An 18,741-nucleotide genomic window follows, 5' to 3' on the forward strand; every position below is an offset into this window, starting at 1 on the left:
TAGGTGAGGTAGGGACAAATATTTCTCTGTTTGTATAAGGTTTACTTCTTCATGCCTAAGTAGTCAGCTGCCAGGGTAGCAATGGCTTGTACGCCTAGCGTAAGGCCACTCTCATCAACAAAGAAACCTGGCGTGTGGTGCGGGGCGGTTTCAGCAGGGTTCTTGCCTTTGGGCATGCCACCCACGAACACAAACAAGCCGGGTACCTTCTCCTGGAAATAAGCAAAGTCTTCGGCACCGGTCACGGCTTTTTGCAGCACCACATGGCTCGGCCCCGCCACTCGTTGTAGCGTAGGCAGCATCCGCTCAGTTAAGCGCGGGTCGTTGTAAGTAATGGGGGCATAATTGACGATGTCGACCTCGGCCGTAGCGCCGGCGCTTTCGGCAATGTTGGTGGCCGTCCGTCGAATAGCAGCCCATATCTTCTGCTGCATCTCCTTGTCAAGGGTCCGGATGGTGCCAGTCAATTCCACCTGATCCGGAATGATGTTGTTGCGTACCCCACCGTGGATCATGCCCACCGTCAGCACGGCGGCATCCTCGGTTAGCTCGGTTTGGCGACTAACAATGGTCTGCAAGCCCGTCACGATTTGAGCCGCCGTTACCACTGGGTCCACTGCCAGCCAAGGGTACGCTCCGTGGGCCGACTTGCCTTTCACCTTGATGGTGAAAACGTCCGCGGCGGCCATAGTGCCTTCGGGGCGGTATTTGAGGGTGCCTACTTCGGTTTGCGCGTTGATGTGCAAGCCAAAGACGGCATCTACTTTCGGGTTGTCGAGCACCCCTTCTTGCACCATCAGGCGGGCTCCACCCACCACGCCGGGCAGAGAGCCTTCCTCGGCTGGCTGGAAGATGAACTTCACGGTGCCGGGCAAGTCTTTCTTCACTTGACTTAAGACTTCAGCCGCGCCAAGCAGCATAGCAACGTGCGTGTCGTGGCCGCAAGCGTGCATCACGCCCACTTCTTGGCCATTGTAGGTGGTTTTAGCTTTCGAGGCAAAAGGCAAAGAGGCAGTTTCCGTAACCGGCAAACCATCCATATCTGCCCGCAAAGCCACTACGGGTCCAGGCTTTCCTCCTTTCAAGATGCCGACCACGCCCGTGCGGGCCACTCCGGTTTGCACCTCAAATCCTAGTTTTTTGAGTTGCTCCGCTACGATACCTGCGGTGCGGGTTTCCTGGTTGCCTAGCTCGGGATGCTCGTGTAGGTCGCGCCGGCAGGCTATTACTTTCGATTCCTGCGCGGTAGCCAGCTTGGCTATGCGTGCATTGAGGGCAGTGTTCTGGGCTGCAGCTGGTAAGGTCAGCGTAGCCATAAGGGAAGTCAGGACTAAAGAATGCTTCATGTAGGAAAGTAGGATTGGACGCAAAAGATACTGCCCCGCTGGTAAAGGAGCGTCCCGCAATGCAAGGTTTCCTTTGGCACCCGCTTCCCCAAAGCGCTAAGGAATGAAGACTTAATCCGTGAAGCACAGCTTATGAATATAGCGGCATGAGTTACTTTTGCGGCTGCTTTTGATTTCTCATCTCATGCCTCATCTGATTGCCGCTTCCAATTCTGTGCCTGCTGCTTGGCAGTCCGCTTGGCAGCAAGCTGCTTTCCGGTATCGGTTGCTGATTACGCTACTGCTGTTGGTGTTGCTGGTAGCCAATCTGCCACATTTTTTTGCGTGGGTGCAAGCCCGTCCCGGTGTCCGACTGTCTGACCCACTGCTGGCATTGCTGCCAGCGCATGAGGTGTCGTGGCCAACTTTTATCGTCATTTATATAAGCGCCGGACTTGCGTTCAGTTACGTGCTGCCTCGGCCATACGTGTTGCTTCGTTTGCTAGGGGCGTATTGGCTGATGCAAATTTGCCGCATCATGTTGCTCGCCTTGCTTCCCCTGGAGCCACCCTTGGGTCTGCTACCCCTCCGCGACCCAATTATTGACACGTTTATTTACGTATCAGCCGGCCCGATCACCAAAGACTTGTTCTTCTCTGGCCACACGGCTACTGTCATGTTGTTTGCCTTGGCAATGGGCACAAGCCAGCGTCGTCGTTGGTTGCTGGCGGCTACTGCCGTTGTTGGGTTCTTAGTGATGGTGCAACATGTACATTATTCCTATGATGTAGTGGCCGCCCCCATCTTCGCCCTAGGCTGTTACTGGTTAGCTGGTTGGTGGGCCGACCCCGCAGCTAATGAATTGGCTTAACGCAACGAAGCACGCTGTATATACTCTGACATAGTTGCCCGGCACGCAAGCAGTCTGCTGGTTAGCAATTTAGATGCAGAGGTCTTCAGCCAATTTTATAAGCATGTATTCGTTGATAAAATCAAAAAGCACTGCTAAAAAAGAGGGTGTTTTAATAGAGTAGGTCAACGTTTTCTTGTAGAAGTTCCTTCTATCTTGCTTAGCCATTCAGTTCTAGCTGCTGGACCCTATTCTCTACATGAAGTGGATAATCACGTTATTGGCTTTACTACTAAGTGGGCCGCTATCAGCGCAATATAAATACTGGGAAACCGATTACGACTCCCTTTCTCACTCCTTACATGGCCAGGTGGCTGACACTACCCGTTTGCGGGTATTGGTGCAACTAGTCGATATAATTGACTTATCGGAACTGCGACGCCGGCGCCAATTGCTGCCGCAACTCGACGAGCTTCTGACGCTCAACAAACAGCTCAAGAAGTTCGATGATGTGCCTTACCAACAGCTGCGGATCGGCTTGCGGCTGTGGGCTCAGGACCCACCTAATCCGCAAGCCCTGGCGGCCATGCAGCAAGCTATTTTCTTGTTTGATGAGGCCAACCGGGAAGTGCCTCGTTTGCTGATTGCTATGGCGCCGTTGTTCAATCAGCTGCGTCAGGTACCGGCTCGGGGCGTGTACTTTCGCGAGAAGCTTGCTGCGTATAGGCTGCGCGGAAACAAGAAAAATATGGCGGCTTGCTATTTAGCTCTCGGTGGCTACTACCGTCATAAAGGCGACTACAATCAGTCGATAAGCCATTTGCTTCGGGCCGCCGATTTATTCCGCGAGTTCGACCATACGCATTATGTAAATGAAATCATGGCGTCGGGTGCTGCTTACGCCGACTGGGGGAATACGCAACGGGCTTTATATTACTTGCGGCAAGCCATGGAACTGGAAAATGCTTATAAGATAGAAGGGGTTAAACGCTTCTTCACTATCGAAGCAATTTCCAAGGTCTACTTGCGGCAAGGCCGTTATCAGGAAGCGTTGCGCTACGCCAATATGGGGTTCAAGGCGGCCTTGAGCGACTCGGCAGTGAAAGCAGTGTATACTGCTTATGCCTTAGTGCAGAAAAGTGCGGTATTGCTTGGCATGAATCAAACTGAGCAGGCCTACCCGTTTTTGCGGCGCGCTCAGCACCTCGATGATTCATTGCATTTGCCAATGACTGGTAGGGTGGGGGAGTTTGAATTAGAGGCCACGTGGGCCCAATATCACGACGCTCGCCACGACTATCCTCAGGCAGAAAAACATTGGCTTCGTGCGTACCAAAAGGCTACTGCGGCCCGCATGGATGTGCTATTGCCTCGCTATCTGGCCCAGCTTTCTCGCTTCTATGATGCGCAAGGACGGCCGGCAGAGGCGCAGCGCTACTCGCGGGCCTACCTGACCCTAGCCGATACACTCAATGCGGCCGAAGGCGCTTTCCATGTGGCGCAATACGAAGGCGAACGAATAGAGCAAGCCCAAAATGCCCAAATAGCCAACCTGCGCCATGAGCAGGCACTGCAAGCACTTCGCATCAAGCAGCGCAACTTGCTGCTCGGCGGAGCTTTGCTGGTAGTTATTCTGCTCTCCGGTCTGGGGGTGTTTATCTACCGGCAGCTCCAAAATAATCGGCGGACGTTGCAACAACTACGGCAAGCACAGAATCAGTTGGTCCAGTCCGAGAAGTGGGCTTTCGTGGGGGAACTGTCGGCGGGTATTGCGCACGAACTACAGAACCCGCTCAATTTCATGAAGAATTTTGCGGAAGTCAGCACCAAGCTCATGGATGAAATGGGCAATGGTACGTCGGTGCAGCAAAACAATCTGCAACAAGAAATAATGACGGGTTTACGCCAAAATTTGCGTGAAATCAGTGAGCACGGCCTGCGTGCTTCCGCCATAATCAAGAACATGCTGGAGCACTCTCGCTCCGGTACCGGCCAGCCCGTACCCACCGACCTGAACAAGCTAGCAGCCGAAGCGGCTCAGCTGGCTTACAAAGGTTTCCGAACTCAAAATCCTACATTTAACGCTACTCTCAAGACCGAGTACGACCCTGAGCTACGCCCCGCGCCGGTGTTGCCGCAAGACCTAAGCCGAGTCTTGATAAATCTGTGTACCAATGCCCTGCACGCCGTGCAGCAGCGCCAACAAATAGAGCAAGCTAATTACAAACCCGAAATATGCGTGTGTACTGCACAGCATAGCAACGGAGTGGAAATTCGGGTGTGCGACAACGGTGTAGGAATGTCCGAGAGCGTGCAGCGGCAGATTTTCGAGCCTTTCTTTACCACCAAACCCGCTGGCGAAGGCACTGGCCTAGGACTATCCTTGAGCTACGACATTATAAAGAAAGGGCACGGAGGCAGCCTCAACGTCAGCAGCGAGGTGGGCAAGGGCACCGAGTTTATTATCACGCTGCCCTGCTAGGGAATCCAACCAACCATCTGTCCCTAAGGATGTTGTGCCGAGCGTAACTTCAGAAGCAATACTCGTTACTTCAGGTGCTTCTCGTAGATGCCGGCTGCAATTTTCTCAGTCAGGGCCTTGGGTACCAAGCTTGTAAGTTTCGAGGATATCTTGTTTAAGGCTCCCGGAATTATCTCGGCTTCGCCCGCTAGCAGGGCCGCAATGCCAGCTTGCGCTACCTGCGCTGGCGTCATCGAAACCTTGTTGGCGGTTTCTTGTAAGCCGGCACTCATCCCAGCTCGGTCGGCAAAGTCAGTGGTGGTGGCACCAGGACTGAGGCAACTCACCGACACACCAGATTCGCGCAGTTCGTAACGCAAGCCGCGCGAGAAGCTTAGCAAGAAGGCTTTGCTGGCGGCGTAGAGTGTAAGTGTAGGCACGGCCTGATAGGCGGCAGTGCTGGCCACGTTCAGGATATAAGCCTTCGGCTGGCGATGCAAGGTGGGCAACAGCAGGTGAGTTAGCGCCACGGGCAGATGCATGTTCAGTTGCAACATATTCTGCTGCTCTGCTAGAGTTAGCTCTTCAAAGCGTCCCCAGATGCCATAGCCTGCATTATTGACTAGTGCCGTCAGTTCCTGGGTTTGTGTGCTTGTCCATTCTGCTACTCGCTCGGCAGCACCGGGTGCCGCAAGGTCACAGGGAAAAACGTGCGCTTTAATCTTATGCAACTGCCGCAACTCAGCAGCCACTGCCTCAAGTTGGTCGGCGGAGCGGGCCACGAGCAATAAATCGTAGCCACGGCGGGCTAGCTCGACGGCAAAAGCCCGGCCGATGCCACGCGAAGCACCAGTAATGAGAGCAGTAGGCATAAAATCAAATAGCGAGGATGACGCACTAGTAGGTTCAACGGGCGAGCTTGGGGTATTGCCTAAGCAGAATACCAAGCTCGCTACTCCGTCAACTCACTATTTTACCAAGTGAAGAAACCGCAAATAGAACGGCGTAGGGCTATTTTCAGACTTGGGTTGGTACTTGCCAGCCAGAATCGGAATATACATTACCCGGCGCCGAGAAGCCTCGCCTACCAGCGGCGACTGTGCCACACGGTGCCACATGCGGCCATCGTGTACCGTTAAGTCACCGGCTTCGGTTTCAACGGCAACTTCATTGGGGTCGAAGCTAACGTCTTTGTAATACTTCTTCCGGAACAGCATTTCGCGCAGTGGTTGGCGGTGTGTGCCCGGTATCAAGCGCAAACCACCGTTGGTTGAGGGCGTGCCATCGAGGTGGAAGCCTACGTTGAGCATCGGCCCGATACGCTTGCCGTAGAACACGTCGCGCAACGAATCGGTGTGCCAACCCATTTGCGAAAACTCACTACCCGTTACGTTCACGTAGTGGTTTATAACGAGGCCGTCTTTCTCGTTGATGCCAATTCGGCCACCGGGAGCTTCAAGCAACGGGAAAAGCGCCTGAAACCGCGGCTCCTCCAAAAATTCGCGCAGTTCGGTGCTGTAATGATTCGCAAAAGCAAAGCGCTGTACAATCGGCGAACCATCGACGTCTTTGCCGTACTTAATCGGCACGCCATTTACTTTCTGCACATCATCGGCTAGCCATTGGCGCTGCACTTGCTCGGAAGCGCGCAACAGGCGCTGCACCGTGCTCAGGTCAGCAAAGCCCCGAAAGTGTAAGAATCCATTTCGCTGGAAAAACGCCAGTTGTTCAGCCGTGAGGGCAGAGCCTAGGGTGAAACGCGGGTAATTCTGTAGTGAAGACATATAGAGCGGAGGCGACCGGCAAATGCGCCTGCGGGCACAAAGATAGGAGAGTGGCACCGGACCGTGTCTTGCTCGCCGTAAAATTAGGGTAACAAGGAAAATCCTGATACTGGCACTTGCAACCTGCTGGGCAGCCAGACTCCCAAAAATTCAGCTTGATAAGTGAAGAACAAGTGAATCAACCCGCAAACAGGCTGCAGGTTTTGTGGGCTTGTGTACCTTCGCTTAAATGCCTGAATTCCGGTTTATTTCGTTTGCGTCCCGGCGACATTTGCGCCTTCTATTTTACTTGCTGAGCGTGCCCCTGGCACTGCTTACCGATACCACGTTGCTTGCTCAAACGGCCTCTTCTGGCCTTGTCCCTTTCCGCCGTGGCAACCGTTGGGGGTACGCCGACCATAAGCGCCACCTAGTGTTGCCTCTAACCTACGACGAAGCTGGACCGTTCGTGAATGAAGTGGCTTGGATCCGCCAGGGCACCCTTTTCGGCTACATCGACGGTGGCGGCAACCCTGTCACGCCAGTGCACTACACGCGCGCCAGCAACTTTCATCAGGGCCAGGCCCACGTCGAGCTGAATGGTGAAGCTTTCGATATTGATTCCAATGGTCAGCGCCTGAGTACGCCTTCCGAGCCCGAGCCGGAAACCGATTATCTAGAGCAAGGCGACATAGTGCGTCGGCAAGGCAAAGTCGGCTTCCGCTTCACGGCCGGCTCTAGCACAGTAGTGCCCACCGAGTACGACGAAATTCAGGACCTGCACCACGATGGGCTGCTAGCGGTTCGTCAGGGTACTAAATGGGGCGTGGTGAATGCCAAAGGCAAGCTAACATTGCCGCTGGAGTATGACGCCATTCGAGCCATGGCTATCAACGGCTTTGCTTATCCGGTAGTCGGACAAGCAGGCCGTTTTGGGTATCTCAACAACGAAGGCAAACTCATGACGAAGGTACAATATAGTATTGCTGAACCCTTCATTGAAGAAGTAGCTCGCGTGACAACGTTGGAAGGCAAAACCGGCTATATCGACAGCCGCGGCCAGGAGTATTTCGAGGAGTAAAGGCAGCACCACCCGATAATCGTGCTCTGGCTATTGGGAAACTGGTTAGCTAGCCTCTTATTTACTGAACGGCAACTGACGAGGTAGCACAAGGTTCGGCTTGGCAATTCGTTGCCTTATCTAGTTAATAGCCTGATATCACTGCTATGCTGCCGCTGCCCATCCTCAACGTCCGCCTGAACGCCTGCCACGAAGATTGGCAGCAAATGACCCCCGTAGCCCAAGGGCACCACTGTAGTCATTGCGACCGGGTAGTCATTGATTTCAATGAAAGCACGCAAGCCGATTTGGAGGCTGCCTTTCAAGCATCTGCTGACGGACGAGTATGTGGCCGTTTTCGTCAAAGCCAACTTGCGCCAAAACCACAATTACGTCCAAAGCTGCGGCGGTTTCTGGTGGCACTGATATTGGTATGCGGGTTAGGCCTGACGAGTAATGAAGCATGGGCTCAGGTGCGAAAGGCGGCACGAGTTGCTGATAGCACAAGTGATACAGAGCTACTGCTACAGACACCAGAGAGCCTGAGCCCAATAGCTCTTATCAGCCATATAAAGCACGAATCGGTATCGGCTACACCTGTTCTTCCGGAGCTACCATGGATAAATGACAGTGAGACTTCGGGAGGATTTATGGGAGCTGTTATGCGTGAAGAAGTAACTAGCCCTAAAGAGCCTCAAGTTTACATTTACGCAGAAAAAATGCCCGATTACAAGTTTGGCGGCCTAAAGGTACTACCTGACTTCGTTAATCGGAATTTGCTTTGGCCAAAGGAGGCAGCAGATGTAGATGGGCGAGTATTTATCAGCTTCATTATCGATAAAAAGGGGAGAATGCGCAATGCCCATATTATTAAAGGCATTCATCCATTGCTTGATGCCGAAGCACTTAGGGTGATAAAATTGCTCAATGGTCAGTTTACACCTGGCAGGCACAATGATCGACCTGTAAACGTAAGCTACACTCTGCCTATCACATTTAAGCTCAGCTGATATGCAACGGATGCTTCTAGTGTTAAGCAGTTTATGCTTGCTAAAGGGTCATGCTTGGGCACAGCAGACCGATATTCAAAATGCTGCTTCAATTTCAAGGTTTAAAGCAAACGTCTCAGACACTATAATTTGCTATTTTCCACCTATGCCAGTTTATAAAGACGGGATTTTAAGGAATGCGCAAATTCATTGAGACGCATGTTCGGTATCCTGTTGGACATCGAGAAAAAGGCCGAGTGTATATAAGCTTTGTAATTACAAAAACAGGGAAGGTGACTGATGTGCGTATACAAAAAGGAATTGGCCGTCCTTTTGATGATGAGGCAATGCGGGTGATTAGCATGCTAGGCGAATTCACTACTGTCAGAGAGAATGGTAGAGTAGAAGATGTGCTGTTCACTGTACCAGTCTTTTTCAATCCGAAATAGATACTAAAGCTTTGCTAGTTGCAGTACTGCCGAAACCTTTCCCTGAAAAAATTCGCACATTACCAGCCGCATCGTCCTACTCCCACTCTCGTCTTCTGCTCCCATGATTTTTACGCCTAGCCCCATGCTGCTGAAGCTGCTCTACACACGTGGCAGCTTGCGCAATACGCCCAACGGTATTGCTTTCAGCATTAAAAACCGCCTCGACACCGTCCGCTTCACCAGGCTGGATTACGTGCAGATCGGGGAGCAGCGCGTAGTTCCCGAGAACATTGCCCTGGACTTAGGTGACGGTGACATCCGACCGGCGCACGATGTGCTAAGCCGCACACCCGGAGGGCTAGAGTTTCCGGTGGGGCACAGCATTACGTTTCATCTCACGGCCAATGCTCTGCCCGAAGGTATTCATCCCATACGCGTGCAATTTGCCGCCGACCCTTTCGGCGAATTGCTAGTGGAGGTGGAAGACGCCATTGTAACCCAACCAGACAACCGTACCCGAATTCCGCGCCAGAGCCAGGACGATTATTCGGAGGCGGCCATTCAGGCCCGGCAACGCTTTGCCGAGGAATTTTCGGGCCAGGAGTTCAAACACCTTAAACACTACTCGTTCGATGCGCACACGCTGCAAGGCAACTGCGAGCATTTCACGGGTGTAGCGCAGATTCCCATCGGGTTGGCGGGTCCGTTGCGCGTAAACGGTGAATTTGCGCAAGGTGATTTTCTAATCCCCATGGCTACCACCGAAGGAACGTTGGTAGCTAGCTACAACCGTGGCATCCAGGTGCTCAACCTATGCGGTGGCGTGAAGTGCACCGTCATCGGCGACGCTATGCAGCGGGCCCCCGTATTTGTGTTCGACGATGCCCGCGGTGCCCGCGACTTTGGCCGCTGGGTAGCCGATACCATCGACCAGATTCGGCCGGAAGCGGAGAGTACCTCCAGCGTGGCCAAGCTGCAATACATTGATACTTATTTGGCTAATAAGTTTGCGTATCTGCGCTTCAACTTCAGCACCGGTGATGCCGCCGGCCAGAACATGGTGGGCCGCGCCACATTTGCTGCCTGCTCCTGGATTTTAGAGCATTACAAAGGCGCTCCTATCCGGCACTTCTACTTGGAGTCTAATTTTGCTACCGACAAAAAAGCGTCCCAAATCAACGTCATGCGCACCCGTGGCAAGCGCGTAGTAGCCGAAGCCGTTGTCAAGCGCGAGGTACTCCAACAGCGCATGCGCGTAACACCCGAGCAGTTAGCTTACCACGGACAAGTTAGCAACGTGGGAGCTTTCCTATCAGGAGCTAACAACAATGGGGCACACTCGGCTAATGGTATTACGGCCCTGTTTATTGCGACCGGGCAAGATGTAGCCAATGTTTCGGAATCGTCGGCGGGGGTACTGTATTCCGAGGTAACCAAGGAAGGGGACTTGTATTTAAGCATCACTATCCCTTCGCTTATTGTGGCTACTCACGGCGGAGGCACGGGGTTGGCTACTCAAAATGAATGCCTCCGGATGCTAGGCTGCGTGGGACGCGGCACGGTCAATAAGTTTGCTGAAATAGTAGCGGGCGTCGTGCTTGCCGGCGAGCTAAGCCTGGGTTCGGCCATCAGCAGTTCCGATTGGGTAAGCAGCCACGAGCAATACGGCCGCAACCGGTAGGCAACCAGGCACATACCGCAAAATCAGAGAGGCCCCATTCACCTAAGAATGGGGCCTCTCTGGTTGCTTAATTGTCTCTACAGTGGATCTGCCGTAACCTTGAAACGGGTGTCACAACGCAGGGTGATGTCGCTCGAAATAGGCTTGCGGATTTCGGCTTCTGTGGTGAGTGTGTAGCTTTTGGCCTTGATGTATTTGTCAAGCACAGCTTTCGTGGGCTCCAGGCTTATGGTCTTCACACCTAGTGGCACATTATCCAACGAAGCTAGCAGCACCTTGTCGTTGCTGTCCGTGCTGATGTAGATTTTGATAAGTTTTAAAAAGTCGAAATTCTGGCTACTTGGATCGGTGACGGTGAGCGTGAGTTGGGTCAGCATCACCTTCTTCACCAAATTGGCGTTCGTGCCTTCGGTGCTAAACTTCTCCTCCGATTTAGTGGGAACAGTAAGTGGCGTCACCGGTACCAGGCCAATTGGAAATCCACCCGATACCTTGATATTCTGTGAATCTTCAATGTTGAAGGTCAACAAGTCGTCGATTTTCTCGCAACCCATAGCAAGTAGCAAGAACGCCAATGGGAATAGCAGCAGTACTTTTTTCATAGTAGTTGAATTTTACTGCGAAAATACAGCCAAGAATAGTGCGAGGATTGTTCGAGCAAGCAAAAAAAACGCCTTCCCGAACAAGTTCAGGAAGGCGTACAACTTGATATAAGTCAGTTGCTAATCCATCATGTCAGCTGCTTTGGGAGCCTCCGGCACGAAGTCAGGCTGCCAACTCATTGGGTAGCGCGGATCGACGTAAGGCAGCGCGGCTTCCGTGAGGTAGAGCGGCCGAAACGTATCGACCATTACGGCTAGCTCATGCGTTTCTTTTTTGCCGAGACTAGCTTCAACAGTACCGGGGTGCGGCCCGTGCGGGATACCACTCGGGTGCCAAGTAAACGACGCTAAATCCACGCCCCGCCGCGACATAAAGTTGCCCGCCACATAATACAGCACCTCGTCGGAATCGACGTTGGAGTGGTTGTAGGGCGCCGGAATGCTGAGCGGATGGTAGTCGAAGAGGCGTGGCACAAACGAGCAAATCACGAAGTTGTGCCCCTCAAAATGCTGATGCACTGGTGGTGGCTGATGCAGCCGACCCGTTATCGGCTCGAAATCATGGATGCTGGTGGCGTAAGGATAAAAGTATCCGTCCCAACCCACTACGTCAAAAGGCGAGTGGGCGTAGGTGAGGTGGTGCAACTGGCCTTCCTTCTTGATTTTCAATAAGTAATCGCCCGATTCTTGGGCATCATCCACAACCAATTCGCTTGGCGGCCGGATGTCACGCTCGCAATACGGCGAGTGCTCCAGCAACTGACCGAAGTGGTTGCGGTAGCGCCGACAGGTTTCCACAGCGCTAAACGACTCGATAATTAGCAAGCGGACAGGTCCTTCTTCGAAATGCAACTGGTGGATAATAGTGCGCGGAATCACCACATAGTCACCGGGTTCAAACGCCACTTTGCCCATTTGGCTCCATAGCTCGCCCCGGCCTTCGTGCACAAAAATTACCTCGTCGGCCAGCGCGTTTTTGTAGTAATAGCTCATGCGCCGCTCCGTGGGGTTGCAGATGCTGAGCGTGACGTCGGCATTGCCGAGCATGGTCTGGCGGGCCGCCAAGTAGTCGCCGCCGGTGGTAGTTTGAGCTAAGGTGCGTAGGTGGCTAGGTTGTAAAGGCCGGTCCTTAAGCAGTTTGGGGCTGAAAGGCTCGGGCTGTCCTACCTGCCGAATATCGGTGGGCGGGTGCCGGTGGTAAAGCAGCGACGAGACGCCATGAAAGCCGAGCGTACCCACAAGCTGCTCGGAATACAGCGTGCCGTCGGGCTGGCGAAACTGGGTGTGGCGCTTGCGCGGAATTTGGCCAAGGCGGTGATAGTAAGCCATGAGGACCGGGTGGGTTTGGGTGGGAATGAGGGACTGGAAGCTTGGAACGTGAAGGTAAGAACGTTTGAGAGGAGTGAATACATGCGCCAGTCAACGGCCTTTTCTCTCATTTGCTGGGGCCACATTCTGCTACATCACTGTGTCAGGTTACACTTCTTTATTAACCGAAAACCTAGCGCAAGCCGAGGCTTAGGTGGGAGGAACGTAGCTTCGTAAACAAAGCCTTTAGCAATACGTTACTTTTGTACCTCCTGTGTCGGTCGTTAATGACCAGCTAGGATATACTCCGCTGCTTTATGTCTGCCACTATACTCCGTTATCTGCTGCCTGCGGGTTTTGCACTGCTGGCCGCTGGCCCGTCGCCGACGCCCCGAGTTCGGACTTTCACATTCGACTACACGGCTACCATGCCCGCCCTGCCAGCCGGTACTGATTCGGTGGAGTTGTGGCTACCTGTGCCGCATCCGGATGCTTCGCAAGACATTCAGCAACTTGAAATCAAAACGAAGGTCCCGTATACTATCACCAATGCGCCTTTTGGCAACAAGGTGCTTCATTTGAAAGTGCCTGCTGCACAAGCCGCCGGCCTCACCGTCGATATGAGCTTTCAAGCAACTCGGCGCGAACACCAGAACCCTTTCTTGGCGAATACTAACGGGAAGCCAGCCCGCGTACTAGAAGCCAACGACCCCAACATGGCCCGGTGGCTAGCTCCGGACCGCCTTGTCCCGCTCGATGCCAAAATCAAGGGCTGGGCGCAGGAAGTCGTGGTTAAAGCCAACGCCAAGACTGACCTTGAAAAAGCCCGCGCCATCTACGAGCACGTAGTAAGCACCGTCACCTACGACAAAACTGGCCAAGGCTGGGGCCGGGGCGACATTTATTATGCCTGCGACGTGCGGCGCGGCAACTGCACTGACTTCCACGCAGTGTTTATCGGCTATTGCCGGGCACTCGGAATACCAGCGCGGTTCAGTATCGGCTTCCCGCTTCCCACCGAGCGTGGTACTGGCGAAATTAAAGGGTATCACTGCTGGGCCGAGTTTTACACCAAGCAAACCGGTTGGGTTCCCGTCGACGCCTCCGAAGCCGCTAAAGACCCGTCGCGCCGCACGTACTTCTTCGGCGCCCACGACGAAAACCGCGTCGAACTCACCCGTGGCCGTGACTTAGTACTGGCACCCCAACAAAAAAGCAAACCGCTCAACTATTTCGTTTATCCCTATGCCGAAGCAGATGGCAAACCGCTCGAAGGAGTGAAAGGGCAGTTCCGATATCAGGATAAAACGTTGTAGTAATAAACCTTATGGGCCTCTGATTGGGCTGTTCGCTGTAACTGCCTGTGCTCATTGCTATAGGGGTTGGCTTGGCTTACTCTGGTTGTTATGCCGCCGATCTATGCGCCTCTAATACAACTAAAAATCAAAACGGCCGGAGTTCCTCGCTCCGGCCGTTTCGCAGTATAGCCTCAGATAATTATAGATAAAGGTTAATTCATTGACAGCTTTTGCATTGGATTAGCTGATCCGTTCCCCATGGCTTGCACGGCTTGCTTTAGCTCTGTGTCTTGCTGGTGCAATACGGCATAATACGTTTGCTTGCCATAAGCACTCCGAGCGATGTACGCCTTGATTTGGTTGCGCAGCAAACTGGCACAATTGCGTAAGTGCGTTGGGTTGGCTGGCATACCGTCGCGGGCTGCCATTTGGGCTAAGGCTTGCAATTGCGCATCGTTGATGCGAAATGTGTTCAGAAATTGCTCGGGCCGTAGTGCTTCTAGCTCTGCTTTGTGCTCCTGAAAGTAGTTTAGGGCGTACTCCCGAACCAGATTGTGGCTTTGCAACCGGGTATAGTAAGCTGAAAAAGCCGTAGTGTCGCGAGGAACAAATATGTCGGGCATGATGCCGCCACCACCATACACCGTGCGGCCGTGGTCTGTGTGGTAACGCAGCGAATCAGCAAAATGAATGCTGTCGGCATGAAATAACTCCCCGTGCCGTAAGCGATTTTGTAGGTCCTGCTCATAAGCCGCCAGTCCTTTGCGGTACGACTTCTGAATGCTACGGCCGGAAGGCGTGTAGTAGCGTGCAATAGTCAGGCGTAGTTCCGAGCCGTCGTTTAGGGCAATAGGCTGTTGGACCAAGCCTTTGCCGTAGGTGCGGCGGCCAACTACCAGCGCCCGGTCGTGGTCCTGCAAAGCGCCGGCTACTACCTCTGCGGCCGAAGCACTGCCTTCGTCTACGAGTACCACCAGCGGGCCTTCTTCGAACTCGCCGGCTACCCGCGAAAAGGTCTGAGTGTCGTACTGGTCACCCTTGCCGTCGGTGTAGACTATTTTGCGGGTGCCGCCAATAAATTCATCGGCTAGTTTGGTTGCGCGGTCGAGGTAGCCGCCTGGGTTGCCGCGCAGGTCAAGCACTAGGCTGGTCATGCCTTGGCGGCGCAGGTCACCGAGGGCTTGCTTGAACTCATCGTAGGTGCCGCTAGCGAAGCGGCTGATTTTGATATAGCCAGTCTGCTTATCGAGCAGATAAGAGACATCCACCGAATTGTTGGGGATGCGGTTGCGGATAACAGCCACATTCAGCGGTTTAACCTGGTGATGACGCAGCAACTGCAAGACCACCTTCGAGCCCCGCGTGCCGCGCAGCTTTCCAAACATCTGCTCGGTGGTGATGTGGATTCCGGAAACTCGCTCCCCATTAACCGCCATTATTCGGTCGCCGGGCTGCAAGCCAGAGAGTTCTGCTGGTCCGCCACTTAATGGCGCAACCACCGTTACAGTATCGTGGAAGATGTTGAACTCCACGCCCACGCCATCGAAATCGCTCTGTAGAAAAGACGAGGCTTGCTGTTGCTGCTTGGCAGGGATGAATACCGAGTGCGGGTCAAGCTGTTCTAGCATTCGGGCAATAGCGTAATCCGATAACGCCTCGGCATCTACTGAGTCTACATAGTCGCGGTCGACATAAGACAGAATCTCTTTGAACTTGAGGTAACCGCGAACTGTGCCGTCAGGATTTTGGCTGGACGGTCGAAACGGATTAGAACCCAACAGTACCCCGCAAGCCAAAGCAAGAGCTAGCAACAGCGGCTGTCGTACCTGCCGCCGCGAGTTGCGGGGCTTTGGCTCTGATGCAGACGTTGGCTGAGGCGTAGGCTCTATTGTCATATGATGCTAAGCGAGTAGAGGTGTGAGTGACAATACGCTTCGAAGAAATGAAGTAGTCAAAAATATTAAAACATTTCTAAGAAATCTAGACTAGTAATATCCATGCTTAAAACTTCAAATAACAATACAATTCTATCTTTATAACAAACTAAAAATCATTAAAAAGGCTGTTTGTAATTCTATGGTACTACTTTTGATTTTAGTTATCTGCCAAAAACAAGCAGCTGATATTTGGCATTTATTTTATATAATAATTGTAGATAGTAAATAGAGTTAATCATAGGCATAGCTAAGGTGATGCGGCCAAGAACCCGCTGATTCTATTGGTCTGTTGTATCTTTGAGGCGGTAGCATACTAGCTGCGCTGTAGTATCACTTTGCATATCCTCTCGTGATGGGCCGTATCCTCGCCATCGATTATGGCAATAAGCGTGTCGGACTCGCCGTAACGGACCCACTACAACTCATTGCCACGCCCCTCGATACGGTGCACAGCAAGGATTTACTTGCTTATTTGAAAGCTTACCATCAGCGCGAACAATTAGCGGCAATTGTAGTTGGGATGCCTAAAACCCTTCTCAACGAAGCAACTGATAGCACCAGCGCCGTGGTTGGCTTGATACGAAGTCTGCGCCGCGAGTTTCCCGATGTGCCCATCCACGAGATAGATGAACGCTACACTTCGCGTATGGCACACGCGGCAATGTTAGCGGGTGGACTCAACAAAAAGGACCGTCGCGACAAAGCCACCGTAGACCGGGTTAGTGCTACCCTTATCCTGCAATCTTTCCTCGCATCCCAATGATATATCCCATAGTTGCCTTTGGCGACCCTGTACTGAAAGCGCGCGCCAAAGACATTCCGCAAGACCTCCCGGCCGACGAGTTGAAGCAAATCGTACAGGATATGTTTGAAACCATGTACCACGCCCACGGGGTGGGACTAGCCGCGCCGCAAGTAGGCAAAAGCATCCGCTTGTTCGTCATCGACTCGGAACCAATGATTGATACCGAGGATGAGGAAACCGGCGAGCCGCTACCCGACGCCGAAAAACCTGTGAAGCGAGCTTTCATCAATCCAAAGATGGTGAGTGAAACCGGCGAAGAATGGGGTTTCGAGGAGGGCTGCCTCAGCATTCCGGGCGTACGCGAAATGGTATACCGCCCCGAAACCATTCTGCTCCGCTATGAAGACGAAAACCGGCAGCAGCATGAAGAGTCTTTTAGCGGTATGACGGCTCGTGTTATTCAACACGAGTATGATCACCTCGAAGGTGTTCTGTTCACCGACAAGATTTCAGGTTTCAAGAAACAACTTATCAAAGGCAAACTCACCCGCATCAGCAAAGGCGACGTGAATGCCGATTATCGTATGCGCTTTGCCAGCCAAGGACGCCGGTAGACACTCAGTAATTACTTTATTTCAAAAGCCAGTTTCATTCGAAACTGGCTTTTCGGTTTTATTCAAAGCTACTATTATCAACTTAGTACTTATTATACCACTGCAAATACAGTGCAATAGCTAGCTTTAGATTAGTGTCATTCGCACCCAGCTTATACAGGGTTAACTACTTGCTGGTTTTCAGCTTCTTGGTTAGATAATGGATGTTCATTATCTTTCTTGCTTATATTGGTATTGTTCAAGCTATATGTCTCGCGTACTATCTCTATTGCTACTTGCATTTTTGTGTTTGTGGCCACAACAACCGCAGGCGTGGGGTTTTTTCGGGCACCGGCTCATCAACCGGCTGGCGGTATTTACGTTGCCGCCTGAGATGATTGGGTTCTATAAAACCAACATCGAATACCTCACCAACAATGCCACCCGACCCGATTCTCGTCGTTCCGTGGTGCCTGGTGAAGCTGCTCGCCACTTTCTGGATGTGGATGTGTACGGTGATTCCGCTCTGGCCAAGCTGCCTCGCTCGTATGCCGATGCAGTAGCTAAGTACGGCGAAGATTCTTTGATGCGACATGGTATTGTGCCGTGGCAAGTGGTCCGGATGAAAGGCCAACTCACGGAAGCTTTCCGCCAGCGGGATGCCGACCGAATTTTGAGTTTGTCGGCTGACTTAGGGCACTACATTGCCGATGCCTGTGTGCCGCTGCATACTACGCACAACTACAATGGTCAGCTGACAGGCCAACGGGGTATCCACGGTTTTTGGGAGTCCAGGCTACCTGAAATTCTGGCGGCCAATTATGACTTCTTTACTGGACCGGCGCATTATTTGGATTCCCCATCCAAAACGATTTGGGCAACCATAGCCCGCTCTAATGCCGCTGTCGATTCGGTGTTGCGGTTTGAAAAGGAGCTGACGAGCAAGTTTGCCGACGATAAGAAGTATGGTTTTGAGGAGCGCAACAATCAAACGGTGCGGGTGTACTCTCGCGAATTCAGCCGCGAATATCATCAGCGGCTTACCGGCCAAGTAGAGCGGCAAATGAGGCTGGCGCAACGCCTAATTGGGGCTTTCTGGTATACCTGTTGGGTGGATGCCGGACAGCCCGACCTAGATAAGTTGCCTAAGGAACCTTCCTCGAACGAGCAGCTGCGCCTAGCGCAGGAAGCTAAAGAGTTGCAGCAAACCGGTGCGGCCATAATTCCTGGTCACGAAGATTGAATAGGAGCAGTGAGCCGACAACTTATTGTTTCCACTGCTCGGCTAAGAAATTATGGTGGAACTTTACATCTTGTTTGATTGCTGCACCTGTTCTATGCCTAGCTCTGCGTTTCTAGCTCAACCCCTCCAACCCGGCGACTACTATCTTACGCCCGAAGGCTATATGGTTTTCACGGAGCAGTATCACCGGCGTCGCGGCAACTGCTGTGGTAATGGATGCCGGCACTGCCCTTGGCGCAAAGCTAAGCCAACTAAGTAGCACCCGCCCGCAGCAAGCACAACTTTACACTCACTTCTCAGCTGTAGCTCTAATTGCCATTAATGAGCTCGCCGTGTCACATCTACATGTGATGCGGCAGGCTTTTGAATTGAGTAGCTTGCCATAAGAAAAGTTACTCGAGTAAGAGGACGCTTAGCTACCTACTATTTCTGAGTTTATGGCGCTACTCACTTCT

At 52.7% G+C, this 18,741-nt stretch carries 17 protein-coding genes; 11 read left to right on the top strand and 6 right to left on the bottom strand.

Features of this window, described 5'->3' with window-relative positions:
- Positions 1-41: 41 nt before the first annotated feature.
- Positions 42-1,346, bottom strand: a complete 1,305-nt coding sequence (locus MUN86_RS00430; protein WP_245120544.1) for an amidohydrolase — start codon at positions 1,344-1,346, stop codon at positions 42-44.
- Between the two features lie 184 nt (positions 1,347-1,530).
- Here MUN86_RS00430 and MUN86_RS00435 point away from each other — a divergent pair, with 184 nt between their 5' ends.
- Both MUN86_RS00435 and MUN86_RS00440 read left to right on the top strand, forming a co-directional pair.
- A complete protein-coding gene (locus tag MUN86_RS00435) occupies positions 1,531-2,196 on the top strand; it encodes a phosphatase PAP2-related protein (RefSeq protein WP_245120546.1) in 666 nt (221 codons plus the stop codon).
- 238 nt (positions 2,197-2,434) lie between these two features.
- On the top strand, positions 2,435-4,657 hold the full coding sequence (locus MUN86_RS00440) for an ATP-binding protein (protein WP_245120548.1): 2,223 nt from the start codon (positions 2,435-2,437) through the stop codon (positions 4,655-4,657).
- 65 nt (positions 4,658-4,722) lie between these two features.
- Here the strand turns inward: MUN86_RS00440 and MUN86_RS00445 are convergent, their stop codons facing one another.
- Positions 4,723-5,508 (bottom strand): SDR family NAD(P)-dependent oxidoreductase, encoded by a 786-nt coding sequence (locus tag MUN86_RS00445; protein WP_245120550.1) that lies wholly within the window; start codon positions 5,506-5,508, stop codon positions 4,723-4,725.
- 96 nt (positions 5,509-5,604) lie between these two features.
- Positions 5,605-6,420, bottom strand: a complete 816-nt coding sequence (locus MUN86_RS00450) for a phytanoyl-CoA dioxygenase family protein (RefSeq protein WP_245120552.1) — start codon at positions 6,418-6,420, stop codon at positions 5,605-5,607.
- Between the two features lie 229 nt (positions 6,421-6,649).
- On the opposite strand from MUN86_RS00450, the gene MUN86_RS00455 reads away from it, so the two are divergent.
- The 4 genes from MUN86_RS00455 to MUN86_RS00470 all read left to right on the top strand — a co-directional run bounded on the left by MUN86_RS00455 (position 6,650) and on the right by MUN86_RS00470 (position 10,560).
- Positions 6,650-7,480: a WG repeat-containing protein gene (locus MUN86_RS00455; protein WP_245120554.1), complete on the top strand. Its 831-nt coding sequence runs from the start codon at positions 6,650-6,652 to the stop codon at positions 7,478-7,480.
- A 146-nt stretch (positions 7,481-7,626) separates the two neighbouring features.
- Complete coding sequence (locus MUN86_RS00460; protein WP_245120556.1) at positions 7,627-8,469, top strand: energy transducer TonB; 843 nt, start codon at positions 7,627-7,629, stop codon at positions 8,467-8,469.
- A gap of 176 nt (positions 8,470-8,645) precedes the next feature.
- Positions 8,646-8,897: a TonB family protein gene (locus tag MUN86_RS00465; RefSeq protein WP_245120558.1), complete on the top strand. Its 252-nt coding sequence runs from the start codon at positions 8,646-8,648 to the stop codon at positions 8,895-8,897.
- 103 nt (positions 8,898-9,000) lie between these two features.
- A complete protein-coding gene (locus MUN86_RS00470; RefSeq protein ID WP_245120560.1) occupies positions 9,001-10,560 on the top strand; it encodes a hydroxymethylglutaryl-CoA reductase in 1,560 nt (519 codons plus the stop codon).
- Between the two features lie 77 nt (positions 10,561-10,637).
- On the opposite strand, the gene MUN86_RS00475 is transcribed toward MUN86_RS00470, so the two are convergent.
- A complete protein-coding gene (locus MUN86_RS00475) occupies positions 10,638-11,162 on the bottom strand; it encodes a hypothetical protein (RefSeq protein ID WP_245120562.1) in 525 nt (174 codons plus the stop codon).
- Between the two features lie 120 nt (positions 11,163-11,282).
- A complete protein-coding gene (locus MUN86_RS00480; RefSeq protein WP_245120564.1) occupies positions 11,283-12,491 on the bottom strand; it encodes a homogentisate 1,2-dioxygenase in 1,209 nt (402 codons plus the stop codon).
- Between the two features lie 296 nt (positions 12,492-12,787).
- Between MUN86_RS00480 and MUN86_RS00485 the strand changes: the two genes are divergently transcribed.
- Positions 12,788-13,786, top strand: a complete 999-nt coding sequence (locus MUN86_RS00485) for a transglutaminase-like domain-containing protein (protein ID WP_245120566.1) — start codon at positions 12,788-12,790, stop codon at positions 13,784-13,786.
- A 194-nt stretch (positions 13,787-13,980) separates the two neighbouring features.
- Here MUN86_RS00485 and MUN86_RS00490 read toward each other — a convergent pair whose 3' ends face one another.
- Entirely contained in the window at positions 13,981-15,663 is a 1,683-nt protein-coding gene (locus tag MUN86_RS00490; protein WP_245120568.1) for a S41 family peptidase, read from the bottom strand.
- 394 nt (positions 15,664-16,057) lie between these two features.
- Between MUN86_RS00490 and ruvX the strand changes: the two genes are divergently transcribed.
- The 4 genes from ruvX to MUN86_RS00510 all read left to right on the top strand — a co-directional run bounded on the left by ruvX (position 16,058) and on the right by MUN86_RS00510 (position 18,545).
- The gene (gene ruvX, locus MUN86_RS00495; RefSeq protein ID WP_245120570.1) at positions 16,058-16,468 is read left to right on the top strand and encodes a Holliday junction resolvase RuvX; all 411 of its coding nucleotides are present in this window, start codon (positions 16,058-16,060) and stop codon (positions 16,466-16,468) included.
- Entirely contained in the window at positions 16,465-17,064 is a 600-nt protein-coding gene (def, locus tag MUN86_RS00500; RefSeq protein ID WP_245120572.1) for a peptide deformylase, read from the top strand. Before ruvX ends, def begins: the two co-directional genes overlap by 4 nt.
- A 247-nt stretch (positions 17,065-17,311) precedes the next feature.
- Entirely contained in the window at positions 17,312-18,286 is a 975-nt protein-coding gene (locus MUN86_RS00505) for a zinc dependent phospholipase C family protein (protein ID WP_245120574.1), read from the top strand.
- 94 nt (positions 18,287-18,380) lie between these two features.
- The gene (locus MUN86_RS00510) at positions 18,381-18,545 is read left to right on the top strand and encodes a C1orf53 family protein (RefSeq protein WP_245120576.1); all 165 of its coding nucleotides are present in this window, start codon (positions 18,381-18,383) and stop codon (positions 18,543-18,545) included.
- Positions 18,546-18,741 lie beyond the last annotated feature (196 nt).

Source organism: Hymenobacter volaticus, assembly GCF_022921055.1.
GTDB classification, from domain to species: domain Bacteria; phylum Bacteroidota; class Bacteroidia; order Cytophagales; family Hymenobacteraceae; genus Hymenobacter; species Hymenobacter volaticus.